The organism is Sphingobacterium sp. UDSM-2020 (assembly GCF_016132525.1).
Taxonomy (GTDB): domain Bacteria; phylum Bacteroidota; class Bacteroidia; order Sphingobacteriales; family Sphingobacteriaceae; genus Sphingobacterium; species Sphingobacterium anhuiense.
This window is the reverse complement of sequence record NZ_CP066166.1, coordinates 1,773,356-1,786,368: the sequence shown is the minus strand read 5'-3', so window position 1 is coordinate 1,786,368 and position 13,013 is coordinate 1,773,356. Positions and strand designations below refer to the sequence as shown.

Below are 13,013 nucleotides of genomic sequence, written 5' to 3'. Positions count from 1 at the left end.
GCACAAAAATTAGCTATTTGGTTTCCCGGAAGAATGGTGTTAGATTTGCAATAAGCAAAATGGTTCAATTACCACCCAGCGGGGTGGTAATTGAACCATTGACACAGTTTATTTTACACTCCCTACGAAACTCCAATTGTTGGATTTATAGCTACATAATTTTTCTTCGCATATCCTGATATTTTTTTATCTTCAGATTCAACCACAATCTTTTGTTTATAAAAGTCTCCTGATAAACCTATTCCACCATAGATATTAAAATTACTTTTCGTTTGGTCCTTTATATTGTAAATATAATCTGCCCCAACTGTTGTCATATGGACATTACTATAGCCACCAAAAACCTGTATTCCACTGTGATTATTAAGGTCATATTTACCATTTATACCATAAAAAGTATCATAGGTTGGAGCTTCCAGCATTATGTCACTAAAGACACCTATAGAATATTTTGAAATTTGTGCTTTTGTTGTTAAAAAACAAACAAAAACCATAAAAAAGGATAGAAGTATATTTCTATTCATAAGCTATATTTATTAAAAAAAATTAGTATTCACCATATCGCATTTATATACTAGGAATATTAGAATCTCAATATTATTATTAAAGTTTTTATACTTTATTACATAAGGTGAATCCCAATAAAAAAGAAATTGTTAAAAATGAAAATTTCATCTATAGGATAAACTAAAATTAGTTTTGTAAAATTTTACCAAACATAGGAAAATTAAAGTCGGCAACAAAAAAATCCCACAACTCAAATGCGCAAACGAACATTATAATTGACAAAAATTAAGGAAAAGATAGTTATCTTAGAGAAGCACAAGAATATATCAACAGATTACAGATAATTTTTTTAAATTTAATCTTATTGTAAACTGCTAAAATTAAAGACCATCCTACAATTTTGAAAAGAGACTCACTGTGCAACAGATTTGCCATACGTGGCTATTTGCTACTTTTACTTTTGATGCAATTTGGATTACCAGCTTTACCACAGACTAGACAATCCAGCAGTCCAGTTGCTCCAACAGCCATTCAGATAGATGTAAACAGATTGCGGGCATTACCACAGGCTAAGCAACCAATGAGTATGGTTTTCTCCACTCGCCCCACTGAGACGAAAAAGAAGCGTTCTATAAGACCTTTGATTAGTGATTCAATTTCTCCCTGTTACATAGTCAATATTGATCCTGAAGAAGAGGATGGTGTTTTTACAATCACAACAATAGCACCCGTACCAAATAAGGGAATAAATGTTTACCTCCAGCAATTAGCTATAACAATGGGCCTGCCTGCAGTTAAACGAAATATAGGGCTAAGATCTGACTCGATCAGTGTTGAGTTTCTTATATTCAAGAATGGTTGGATTGCTGCTTTAACAAGCACAGAACCAAATACCCCTAGTCACGAAGTCATACTGCATGCAATCAAAAAAAATGCCTGCATGTGGAAGCCCGCCTTGCAAGCAGGAAGACCCGTGGTATACCTACTAAAAATGGTGATCTACTACAGCAGGGATGAAAATGGAAATATCCTGTCGTTAGATAATCTTTACTATCGCCAACATCGAAAAAAATCATAACCAAAAAATAGTATTTAAAAAAATGCAGTTTGATAACATTCTGCCTGTTCAAAACTTGCGAACGCCAGTAATAGGATTACCTGTAGCAGATGAACGAAAGGAAAGTGAGGGATAAGGTCAATGGTAGAAAGCTTCAATTTATCTATGAAAAATAGATGAAGATCAAGGCTGTAAAAAACAAAATCCGCTAGTTTGAATATTAATTCAGGGACCAACGGGAATAAGATAATACAAACATAAGTTAATTAACTGAAATATAAACAAGGGTAATTATTACCTCCATTAGATAAACGAGAGTAAATTTTTGTTATTTTTACTCTTATAAAGAGTACACAAGTAAAATTTACCCTTAAGTTATGAGCACATTCGATGTCAAAAAACCTTATAATGCATTACCTCTATTACCACCAAATGTTGATATAGAAACTAAAATAGTTCTACGTAAAACAATTACTGCTGGTAGAGCTCTAGCACAATTAAATGGAACACTATTAAATTTGCCAAATCCCACAATTTTTTTAGACACAATTTATCTGCAAGAAGCTAAAGCAAGTTCAGAAGTCGAAAATATTATAACAACAAATGATCAATTATACAAATCATTTGTCTCTGACAAAAAGAACGAAGATCTTGCAACTAAGGAGGTTTTAAGCTATAAGGAGGCATTATGGCTTGGATTAGAAGAACTCAAAAAAAAACCATTTATCACAACAAATCTTTGTATTAAGATCGTACAATGTATTAAACAGAATAATGCTTCAATAAGAAAAATTCCTGGTACAGCTTTAACAAATAATCAAAATGATACTATTTATACTCCTCCCACTGGTGAAGAAGTAATTAGAGAAAAGCTAGCAAACTTAGAAAAATTCATTAATAATAATAATAATAATAATAATATTGAAATCGATCCCTTAATAAAAATGGCCTTAATGCATTATCAATTTGAAGCAATACATCCATTTGCAGATGGTAATGGAAGAACAGGAAGAATATTAATATTATTATATCTGAATCTTTCAGGTTTACTTAAAATGCCAGCTATATACCTAAGTGAGTACATCATTCAACATAAAACAGAGTATTACACAAAATTAAGAGGGGTTACGGAAAATGAAAACTGGCAGGATTATATCTTATATATGTTAGATATGATTGAACAGACTTCATTAAAGGGATTGGAAAGATTAGAAAAAATTACAATGGCAATGGAAGAAATGACTGATGAAATCAAATTGAAACTTCCCAAATTGTATTCAAAAGATCTTGTAGAAATATTATTTAGATTGCCATATACGAAGCGACAAAATTTAATTGATGAAAATATAGGAAATGCAAAAACAGCGGGAAACTATTTAATAGCATTAGAAAAAGCAGATATCCTTCAATCTGTCAAAGTTGGTAAAGAAAAACTCTATCTAAATAAAAAATTGATAACAATTCTTGAAGATAAAAAAGTACAATAAGTCTTTGCGCGATGAGGAGTGGTTCGTGTACACAAGATTTACTCTACTTTTCTAATAGTTCATGATATTGTAGTTTTGCTTTCAAGCCGTATCATGATAGTATAAAAATAATTCTATAGAGATGGCGAGCGTCCAGTAATTGGCTTGTTATCGAAACCAGCTGAAGGAAAGGAAAGTGAAGGATAAGGCTATTGGTAGTCGAGAGCAGAAAGAAATGAAAAAATATACAATGACTAAATTTGGAGCGTTAGATTAACGGAATATCAATTTAAAACACGAATAAGATCATTCCTTTCCAATGCGCATATACGTATATGTCAAATTTGTTTTGTGCCATTGTCTACTTTAATAATTCGAGATCTTGCAATTTTCTTCCTAAATCATCGTCTGATGCTAATTGCAAGACATCATCTTGTAAACCTAATACTCGGAGCACATTTAAATACGCACCAAATGCGACACTTGTATCTCCTTTTTCAATAAGGTATAAAGTTGAGCGCGCAATTCCAGCCCGCTCTGCAACTTGAATAGTTGTTAGTTTGCGACGCTTTCTTGCCAATTTTATATTTTCGCCTACTTGCTCCATAAGTTTGGCTAACTTAGGAAAAACGACTTGTTTCTTGATACTCATACCTCAATATTGTTTGATATTATAGACAAATTTAATCAATTTGATTGAAATAACAAACATTTATCACGTAATTAGATCCACAACAATCCGATCTTGGGGCAGTGGCGAAGTAAGGAAAAAGTCCACCTTGTCTAATTACTAAATACTAATATCCGGAAAGCTATTGAGCAAAATGGCGTAATCAGGGCTGTTACGATTTCATGAGCAAGCCTGGTTTAGGAAAAATAGTAATTTTAATATTCATCTTGATCTCCTGCAATAGACAAATATTTAGATATAAAATCTGCATTTTTAATTTGTTTATTTGTGCGATCAAAGAATTTAGCATATTCAAATAAGGAGGCACAACCTGCCTCTTTGAAAATAGCAAACAGCTTCTCATTCCCTTCAATATCATAATTAATAAAGGCCTCCATAGTATCTATTTTCAAATATTGAGCATCAATTTTATTTATTGCCGTAAGCTCTTTCAGTTTTTCGCCCTCGGGCGTTCCTTCGTTTGTCAATAATAAAAATGTGCGCACAATCCATTTGTCGAGATGATGAGTAACCACAAAATAACCGATCTTATGTCTCCCAGCATAATATGCTAATAGGATATGAGAATTGCGCACGACGGTAGTATGATTTTGCGCAAAAACCAATATGTGGCCTAGATGAATAAAAGCAAGCCCCATGGAAGAAAGACTCCGCTCTTGGTAACGTCTTAGAGCATGGTGTTGTATATAGATAGGTAACTTTTCTTGTATTTCAAAATTCTCAAGGCCTAACTGTTCTGCAGATATCAAGGCTAATTTATTCCAATCAGTACCATTTGGTGGTAGATAGCCTAGTCGCGAGATGGGGCGAATGGCATGATCTATTTCCTCTGAAGCAAGTTGATGCGGAACTCTACATAACTGCAACACATTACTACCGCCCGGTTTAATAGTACGTAATTCTGAAAGAATAAATTGAACTGATCCTTTGTAAAAATCAAAGTACTCATAATTGTAAAAATTCAGATTTGAATAGACCTCCGAAACATTTCTGTTGTACCATTCGCCTTCAAAATAAGGTTTCAATAAAGCTTTAATATCTGTTTCTTTTTTATATTCATTTTCAGGCAGAAAATTAAATACCTGAATAAGAAGTAAGACTTCTGTAAGGAAACTAGCATAACTGATTGATTCACCTGTCATCGTTTTCAGTTGAAATGTCTTTAGTCTGTTATTAAAATCTTCTTTATATTTTTTACGCTCTTTTTCATCAACGATGATCGTATGATCCACTACAATCTTCACTGTAGGATATCTTACATTATAACATTTAAGCAAAGTTGTTTTTGGAATCTTCTCAAAATATCCAGCCCCTATCAATTTTTCCAAGGCTATTCGTAATCTTTCAAAAAAGGCCTTTTGAGCCAAAATTTCATTTCCTGCGGGTGATACATATTTTTTAGATACTTTCCTTCTAGCCATTTAAATATAGTTTACTTGAAAATTCGATTAAATAGGTGAGCTTACTGCCTCAAAATATAAGGAGGTTTATTTTTAAATTTTAATATCGTGAAAGAATATTATATAAAAAAATTAATTAATGAAACTCAGAATTTATGTTTTTACCTAACCATGAAGAATGGAGAATTTGAAGTCGTAAAATGCGACCTCAAGTTGGGGAGGAAGAAGATCTGCACCAACAATTCTACTGTGATGGTGATCATCCAGAAAATGGATAGTTATGCATACGAAAAAGAATACTTTAAAAGCACAATAGCTTTAAGAATTACATAAACAACAAGAGCCGCTTCAATTTGAAACGGCTCTTATTGTTTAAATGATCTTTAATTTGTTGCTAATAACCATAATTATCATTCACGCTTTTCATTTTTCAACTGTTTAAGCTAGAATACCTAGTTTATATTCCATAACACTAAGAGTAATGAAATATAAAAAAGAAAAGTACAGCGGTCTTAATATTTAACCACACCATAAGCAGAAGTAATTCCACCTTTGATTTGGATACCTCTTTTAAAATCGTTTTTATCGGTATCATAGCAAGCTATGTACCACTGAGAATCTACAGTTTTCACAAATACATAAGCTTTACCACCATCGACTAATACGCCATTTGAAGGCACGATCTGAACTTTCCCTAATCCAGAATCATTTAGATTTTTGACCATCACTTTATTATTGATGTCAAAAACATAAGCGCCCAATAATGCTTTCCCATCTTTTAAATAGGTGTGCTGATCCGACTGCTGTCCCATATAACCTTCAGAGAATAAGCTATAATTTGACAAATCAAATGCATAATCTGGATCTATTTCTGTAGTACCAGCCTTCATACGCAATAAAGTGTAATACTTTCCTTCACGGATAGTCGTGAAATAATAATTTCCGCTTTCGTCGAAAAAGCTCGATTTTGTTTGATACCAGGTACCTGTTGTATGTCCATATTTATCATTAGAAGCAATCTTTTGATTTTGTAAACTTGGATAGTCCGCAGTCAACACATAAGCGACTTGCTTTGCTGGAGAGGCCCACTCAGGTGTTAGATACAAGAATCCGACATAGATTTTACCATTTCTAATTCCTAAACTTGTTGGAGATAATTGAATCGTTGACTTGTCATAAAATTCATTTGGTTTACCAGCTTTAGCGATTGCAGGAACTTTAAAATTTAATGCCGATTCACCTTTCACAATCATGGTCGCTGTATCGATAATAAATAAACGTTTATCGATAGCTTCTGTAGCAGCATTATATGATGCCGACCAATTGATAAAATTTACGCGTCCATCAACAAATGCCGACTTCATCATCCCCAAATAGTTTCCTGGATTAGACACCACAGCATTCCCTTTTTCGACGATATCGCCAGTTGCTACTGAGTATTTAAATACAGCATTACCCTCTGTTATAAAAATATTAGACCCTTCTCTTACCCCGTAAGTTTGATCTATCTTTCCAGTCACGTCAATCCCGAATCCTACAGGAGATACCGATCCTTCTTTCATCAGGTCTTCAACCGGCAAAATATAATCATGTTTTTCTCCTGCAGCTTCCACCTGAATCGTAATACCATATTTTGAAGCTTTAGCTATTTCATCAGGTATTGTATTTGTATTATCAGAAGAGCTTTTACAGGCCGCAAAACTCAAAGCCACACCGGCCATCAGGCATGATTTTTTAAAATAAGTATTCATAAAACGCATATTTGTATAGTATATATTGTTAAAATTTAAATTAAAAGATGGACATTCTTAATTTGGTATAGAATGCACGACCTGCTTTTTGCAGTCCAAAATTATCGTAAAGTCTTTCATCGGTAAAGTTTCTTGCTTCCATAGAAATTCCGTATTTATTATGCTTCCAAGAGTAGGAAAGGATTGCAGAATGAACGTCTTGACTGGGAATATATAGTTTTGTCTCTTGAGATGCCAAATTGTCCCAGCTCATATAAAATTTATGGGTATATTGATTCATATAGGTCAATTCAATACGGGTTCCTTTTCCTAACCAATCATTTTTCCCAATTGAAACATCCACATTTCCATATAAATAAGGTCTATTGGGCAGTTGTTTGTGCAAGATCGATCCTTCCTTATCAACAGATTCTCCTGTTTGTAATTTCGTTACAATTGCTTTATCATAGCTACCATTCACATTGACCCGAAACAGATCTTTATAGCCGTATTTCGCATCAAACTCGATTCCATATAATCTTGCTCCATCGAGGTTGGAGTATCGATAATAGTTCCCGGCACTGACCATCTGTATATAATTATTGGTATTACGTAAGAAAGTGGTGACATCTACATTGATAAAATGCTGATCATTAAAATATACGTTATAAAACATGCCTAGATTGACATTATTGGATTCTTCAGGCTTTAGATCAACATTTGGTAATACATACACGACATTTCCGTATAACTGCTCTACGGAAGGTAATTTATATGACTTCTCAAGCGAGGTTTTGATACCTACATCTTTCTTTAAAAGGTATCTTAAGGTCAAGCCACCACTTTTGTAGTCTTTATAATTATTATACTGGACCACATCTCCTGATATAAGTTTTCCGTCGCTATCGTATTTTCGTTCATCTGCAGTATAGCTATTATCCATCCCATAATATTTAAAGAATACCACAGAACTTAGTTTTTCATCTAACCATTGCCCTTGCCAAGCCAAATTTATCAGGTGTTTGTTTAGACGCTTTGGCCTGCTATTGATTTCTCGATACTCCTCAGTTTTCATCATATCAAAATTCTTTTGCTGATTGGTACTGAGGTTATAACTCAAGTTGATTACTTGCGATTTTTTCTTATTGAGATTGTAAGAAAAATCTGTCTTTGCAATATAACTTTTATTAATAATCTGATCGTAAGCCTCTTCTTTGAATGTGCCATTGCTTTGCGGTATTCCGGACCAGTAATAGAGATACTTTGCAGTATCACGTACCTCTGTACGACTATCACCATAGCTCGCAAAAACATCAACATAAAGATCCGGAAGAAATAGGCCATTTTTCCGGTACTGTATACTAGGTGTAAGGAATTTATTTTCGGACCATCGACCGCCGTATACCGATTTTATATTTGAGCCCATTTGTATTTCCTTATTATTTTCAGAATAGCTTAGGCCAAAAAGTAATCGATCTGCCCATTTCACGTTTTCAAATCCAGCCTCCAATTTTCCCATTCCCGAAGTATAGGCATCATGAAAACGGCGGGCTTTATCTACTTTTACCAATTGATTCTGCACAATTCCAGTTTCTTCATCGACAAATGATTTAAAATATCCGTCCAGATTAATACCATATTTGGGATTACTGTACATCATATAATTATTGTCCGAATGGTTAAAAAAAGCATCCGCTTTGACCATCAAGCCCGTTTTGGCATCTCTCATATTTGCGATCAATGATGCTTGGTGTGTATTGAAAGAACCATATCCATAACTGAAATCAAAAAACTGTTTGTTTCTACGTTTTGTGATAATATTTACAGCACCTCCCAGTACGTCTGTAGGTAAATAGGCTGGCACAACACCTTTATAAACTTCAATACGGTCAACTAAGTTGATCGGAATATTATTCAAGGTCATGGAGCTTCCATAATTTTCCATGGGCACCTCATCAATAAATATTTTCGCATCCAGACCATTAATTTTAAACGAGAAATCCGATCCCATTCCACCATTTTCACGAATAGTTACTCCAGGAGATCGTCTTAATAATTGGTTCAGATCTGCAACCTTATCTACTTGTGTAGTCAGGTCAATGACATTGACAGCATAGCCCGATTGTTTTATTTCCTGTACCTTTCGCTGGTTTAAGCTTTGTCCAACCACAGAAACCTCCGCGAGTGATTTCTCATCACGGCGCAACTGGAAATCCAAAAAAGAATTTTCATTAGTGGAAAGATTTAAGGTTTTCGTTTCCGAATGGTAACCGACACTTGATACGCGTACATTTAAATTAGAGTTTTTTAATTTTAAGAATTGATAGGATCCATCCACATCACTTGTCGTTCCCTTATCCAATTCCCTTATATAGATAGTCGCCCCAGAGATAGGTTTTCCAAAAGTATCTTTTACGTAACCAGATAGATTAAACGTTTCTATTTTTTGTGCACATAGCAAAAGAGAGATGTGTAAAAAAAAACTTGTTAAAAATAATTGTTTAGATTGCATTTACTGTTTTATTATCACTTTAAAAGGTTCTTAATTTTTCAAACCTCCATATTAAAAACACCTCACTCAGTAATCTCATTACTATAATATCAGCATCTAAACTATCTTTTTAGCTGAATTCTTGAATAGCACATTGCATATTCTTGTTCATTATCATAAGAAGAAAAAGGATGTCTGTTGAGGATTACATATGAACATCCATAGTACTAAGTGTAGTTTTAATACAAAATGTCCCGATTTATTTATACTAAATATAAATAAGAAAATTAAAGTGCTTAAAAACCAACTTTTTTAAGGTTTACTCTTACTGATTTTAAACTGATAGAGAGCTTATTACGAATTGTTTTCTCGGAAAGATCCAGAGCAGATGCAATCGCATTATTGTCTAGCCCATCTTTAAATTTAAGTACAAACAGATCTTTACTTTTGGAAGGAAGTTTTGTAATGATTTCATCTAGTCGCTGATGTAAATCTTTATACAGGATGTCTTGATCGGATTCCTGATCACCGATAATATCAACATCACTAAGATTCGTATTATCGTCTATATTAAGTCTTTTTTTGATTTCATGGAAAGCAGTATATTTTACTGCTCTTTTTAGGTAATTTTCGATATTTTCAATATGTCGTTCACTTCTTTTATCCCACAGGGAGACAAACACATGTTGTACAATATCTTCAGCTAACGATTGATCATGGACAATACAGGTCGCGTATGCTAGCACCTGATCCCAATAGCGTTTATAAATCAATTCGAAACATTTCTCATCAATTGATTGACAATCTATTAAATTCTTTTGAACGTCCATATCGTATGATTACTGGACAAATTTAATCTTATTTAGATACAATCCAAATAATAATTTAAAATTTACTTAAACAAATAATGAGCTTAATATCGATCATTTCGAATTGTAAATTAAGAAGATATCAATACCATAATACGCTTTTTTTAAAACTTCATTCTTTTTTTCAATCTATAAAGATTAGAGAAATCATCGCTGTTGAAAAAATGCAACAAACAAATGTTGAAACTGCCTATCCATACCGAAATAAAAAAAAGCGATACTTTAGCCTCGAGTTATTAAGCTCGTTTATAATTCCTGCAAAAGCCATAAAATCAAAGTAAAAAGTACTTACTATCACCAAGTAAAAACACTGGATTTGATTTTTTCTAATTAGATCTGAAAGATTTATATTATCTTCATATTAGATTTAATTTAATTTTATCATGTTTATCTGGTTTTGAAGGCTTTTTCATTTTTTTGAGAGAGCCTTTTTTTTTGAAAATCTACTAGAAATATTTATTTTTTAGTGTTGCTCTTATGAGCATGCTATCACAAATATATATTGGTTAATAGCGCTAAGATTCCCCTTAGAGCTATTTTTCTTATTATTTTTTGAAATTTTAAAGTCAACTTTTAATTTTAAGAGTCGAATTGTCGAGTTAGTAGCCAAGATAAAACTGCGAAGCACTCTCCGAAGGAAATAGAGGACCCATCCCAAAAGAAAGGAAAAAGATAGGATTTAATGTTGGTGATAAAGAGGAGTCGTTCATGATAAGTTGATTTGTTATTATTACCGCAATAAGCTGTTGGAGATGAAAGTGAAGGATAAGGTGATTGATAAACGAGAGTAAATTTTCGCTATTTTACTCTTATTAATTACGGAAGTAAGATTTACCTTTAAGTTATGAGCACATTCGATATCAAAAAACCTTATAACGCATTACCTCTATTACAACCAAATGTTGATATATAAACTAAAATAGTTCTACGTAAAACAATTACTGCTGGTAGAGCTCTAGCACAATTAAATGGAACATTATTAAATTTGCCAATATGCCTTTTCGCATGAAAGAAATACAACAATAAAAATATTCTCATAGCTCATTATATACAACTTGAAGTAAATTGAGTTGAGCGACATAGTCAAAATAGATACAAAGTATAGTTTTTGTATCAATATCGGCTGTAAATCGTCCCAGTCTTTAAGTATTTATATGGTTAAATTAGATTTAATTCCATAATAATATCAACGCGAGAGTAATGTGGAGCATGTTCTGCCAAAGAAATTTTTTTAAATCCAAACTTTTCATATAAATGAATGGAAGATCCTAATTTAGTATTACCCTCCAAAAACAATGTAGGAATATTTCTAATTTTTGCCTCAGAAATACAATGTTCAAGAATTAATTTTCCAATACCCATACCTTGATACTGTTCATCAACAGCAAATTTACATAGTTCATAACGGATATCAGTGATCTTTTTTACGGCACAGACTCCAACAGGAATATGATCATATAAACAAACTATGATAAATCCTCCGTGATCGATAATCTCCTGAGGGCTATTTAAAGTTTCTATATCCTGCAGTTCAATGGTGAAATATTTTTTTATCCACCTTTCATTCAACTCTTTAAATACAGGAGCGTAATTAGACTTATAATCAACAATTTTAAGCAAATTCATTTTTTATATTTAAGAAAAGGAAGTTATTCAAACTTTTTAAAACGGACAAATCTTATTCAAAAAACCAAAAATAATTTAAGTCAAGATCAATTTCCTTGTCTCGCATGACCTTTTATTGAAAGTATCGAAAAATTTCAGCAATCCCTATCTTGTAGGTATGGATGTACCGTAACGTGATTTCAAAACGATGTGTCAATTGAAATAAGGGAAAATAAAACTAATCGTTACGAACTAAAATGTTTCTATCTCGTAATTCCATCGAGCAGTTATAATTTAAAAATAGATTATTGTAATTTAGTAAAAAAAATCATGTTGGAAAATAAGTCTATTAAAATATCAGAAGAGATCGATGATGAGCTTTTAAAATCATATTCGGCGAAAGATCCAGATCATCCCAATTGGTACATTTACGAATATGGAAATCACCGCAAGGTTCTTGTGGAAATAAATGTTGAATCAGGCAAGATCCACTTTCTAAGAGAACTTTAACCGTGCTGGAGTATATAATTAAATAGCTCGTTTTTATTTGCTAAACATTAGCCTATCCATTTAATGATAACCACATAAAAGAAAAAATGATTTTTAAAGCATTAAGGTCCAACATACGTGTTGACGACAGTACATTTGACGATTTGTATCCTTCAAATATAAAAATATTGGGACACCGTCACTGGACTCCTGTCGATGTCGCAAAGATGGCTGCCACCTATTTAGTTCAACATCCCAATGATAAGATACTGGACATTGGTGCTGGTGCTGGTAAATTTTGTCTTGTGGGTGCTACATGTACGGAAGGTATTTTTTATGGCGTTGAACAGCGGGAATCACTTGTTGAAATTTCTACTGAGATAGCCCAAAAACATCAAATAAATAACATAGAATTTATTCATGCCAATATTGATCAAATCACTTTTTCTGATTATGATGCATTTTATTTTTACAATTCTTTCTATGAAAATATAGATACAAGTTGTCCGATAGATAATTCGATATTACCAAACCAAGAACTCTATTATTCATATACCGAATACCTTAGACAACAACTTAGACAATTACCAATAGGAACCCGAATTGTCTCCTATTGGAGTGGATGGGATGAGATACCAACTAGTTTTGATCTTGAACATACTGCATGTAGAGGTTTGCTCAACTTTTGGAAAAAAATCATATAATTTT

11 protein-coding genes are annotated in these 13,013 nt (G+C 32.8%); 4 read left to right on the top strand and 7 right to left on the bottom strand.

The window, feature by feature from the left end:
* Nucleotides 1–122 precede the first annotated feature (122 nt).
* On the bottom strand, nt 123–524 hold the full coding sequence (locus tag JAZ75_RS07835) for an outer membrane beta-barrel protein (RefSeq protein WP_208701030.1): 402 nt from the start codon (nt 522–524) through the stop codon (nt 123–125).
* 383 nt (nt 525–907) lie between these two features.
* Here JAZ75_RS07835 and JAZ75_RS07830 point away from each other — a divergent pair, with 383 nt between their 5' ends.
* Entirely contained in the window at nt 908–1,585 is a 678-nt protein-coding gene (locus tag JAZ75_RS07830) for a hypothetical protein (RefSeq protein WP_208701028.1), read from the top strand.
* Nucleotides 1,586–1,941: 356 nt separating this feature from the next.
* Nucleotides 1,942–3,051, top strand: coding sequence for a Fic family protein (locus JAZ75_RS07825; protein ID WP_208701026.1), 1,110 nt, complete (start codon nt 1,942–1,944; stop codon nt 3,049–3,051).
* A 340-nt stretch (nt 3,052–3,391) separates the two neighbouring features.
* Here the strand turns inward: JAZ75_RS07825 and JAZ75_RS07820 are convergent, their stop codons facing one another.
* From JAZ75_RS07820 to JAZ75_RS07795, 6 genes are all read right to left on the bottom strand, one after another.
* Nucleotides 3,392–3,682, bottom strand: a complete 291-nt coding sequence (locus tag JAZ75_RS07820; protein ID WP_208701023.1) for a helix-turn-helix domain-containing protein — start codon at nt 3,680–3,682, stop codon at nt 3,392–3,394.
* 233 nt (nt 3,683–3,915) lie between these two features.
* Nucleotides 3,916–5,142, bottom strand: coding sequence for a hypothetical protein (locus tag JAZ75_RS07815; RefSeq protein ID WP_208701021.1), 1,227 nt, complete (start codon nt 5,140–5,142; stop codon nt 3,916–3,918).
* Nucleotides 5,143–5,633: 491 nt separating this feature from the next.
* Nucleotides 5,634–6,872, bottom strand: a complete 1,239-nt coding sequence (locus tag JAZ75_RS07810; RefSeq protein WP_208701019.1) for a hypothetical protein — start codon at nt 6,870–6,872, stop codon at nt 5,634–5,636.
* Nucleotides 6,873–6,912: 40 nt separating this feature from the next.
* Nucleotides 6,913–9,363, bottom strand: coding sequence for a TonB-dependent receptor (locus tag JAZ75_RS07805; protein ID WP_208701017.1), 2,451 nt, complete (start codon nt 9,361–9,363; stop codon nt 6,913–6,915).
* 275 nt (nt 9,364–9,638) lie between these two features.
* Nucleotides 9,639–10,172 (bottom strand): sigma-70 family RNA polymerase sigma factor, encoded by a 534-nt coding sequence (locus JAZ75_RS07800; protein WP_168127771.1) that lies wholly within the window; start codon nt 10,170–10,172, stop codon nt 9,639–9,641.
* A gap of 1,197 nt (nt 10,173–11,369) precedes the next feature.
* Nucleotides 11,370–11,837, bottom strand: coding sequence for a GNAT family N-acetyltransferase (locus tag JAZ75_RS07795; RefSeq protein WP_021192160.1), 468 nt, complete (start codon nt 11,835–11,837; stop codon nt 11,370–11,372).
* Between the two features lie 309 nt (nt 11,838–12,146).
* On the opposite strand from JAZ75_RS07795, the gene JAZ75_RS07790 reads away from it, so the two are divergent.
* Together JAZ75_RS07790 and JAZ75_RS07785 are read left to right on the top strand one after the other, a co-directional pair.
* Complete coding sequence (locus JAZ75_RS07790) at nt 12,147–12,326, top strand: hypothetical protein (RefSeq protein ID WP_021192170.1); 180 nt, start codon at nt 12,147–12,149, stop codon at nt 12,324–12,326.
* 86 nt (nt 12,327–12,412) lie between these two features.
* Nucleotides 12,413–13,009 (top strand): methyltransferase domain-containing protein, encoded by a 597-nt coding sequence (locus JAZ75_RS07785; RefSeq protein WP_208701015.1) that lies wholly within the window; start codon nt 12,413–12,415, stop codon nt 13,007–13,009.
* Nucleotides 13,010–13,013: the final 4 nt, after the last annotated feature.

What these genes read in the sequence shown, in the direction of transcription:
- JAZ75_RS07820 (WP_208701023.1), bottom strand. Translation starts at nt 3,682, where the DNA reads ATGAGTATCAAGAAACAAGTCGTTTTTCCTAAGTTAGCCAAACTTATG.
- JAZ75_RS07810 (WP_208701019.1), bottom strand. Translation starts at nt 6,872, where the DNA reads ATGAATACTTATTTTAAAAAATCATGCCTGATGGCCGGTGTGGCTTTG.
- JAZ75_RS07795 (WP_021192160.1), bottom strand. Translation starts at nt 11,837, where the DNA reads ATGAATTTGCTTAAAATTGTTGATTATAAGTCTAATTACGCTCCTGTA.
- JAZ75_RS07835 (WP_208701030.1), bottom strand. Translation starts at nt 524, where the DNA reads ATGAATAGAAATATACTTCTATCCTTTTTTATGGTTTTTGTTTGTTTT.
- JAZ75_RS07805 (WP_208701017.1), bottom strand. Translation starts at nt 9,363, where the DNA reads ATGCAATCTAAACAATTATTTTTAACAAGTTTTTTTTTACACATCTCT.
- JAZ75_RS07790 (WP_021192170.1), top strand. Translation starts at nt 12,147, where the DNA reads ATGTTGGAAAATAAGTCTATTAAAATATCAGAAGAGATCGATGATGAG.
- JAZ75_RS07785 (WP_208701015.1), top strand. Translation starts at nt 12,413, where the DNA reads ATGATTTTTAAAGCATTAAGGTCCAACATACGTGTTGACGACAGTACA.
- JAZ75_RS07815 (WP_208701021.1), bottom strand. Translation starts at nt 5,142, where the DNA reads ATGGCTAGAAGGAAAGTATCTAAAAAATATGTATCACCCGCAGGAAAT.
- JAZ75_RS07800 (WP_168127771.1), bottom strand. Translation starts at nt 10,172, where the DNA reads ATGGACGTTCAAAAGAATTTAATAGATTGTCAATCAATTGATGAGAAA.
- JAZ75_RS07825 (WP_208701026.1), top strand. Translation starts at nt 1,942, where the DNA reads ATGAGCACATTCGATGTCAAAAAACCTTATAATGCATTACCTCTATTA.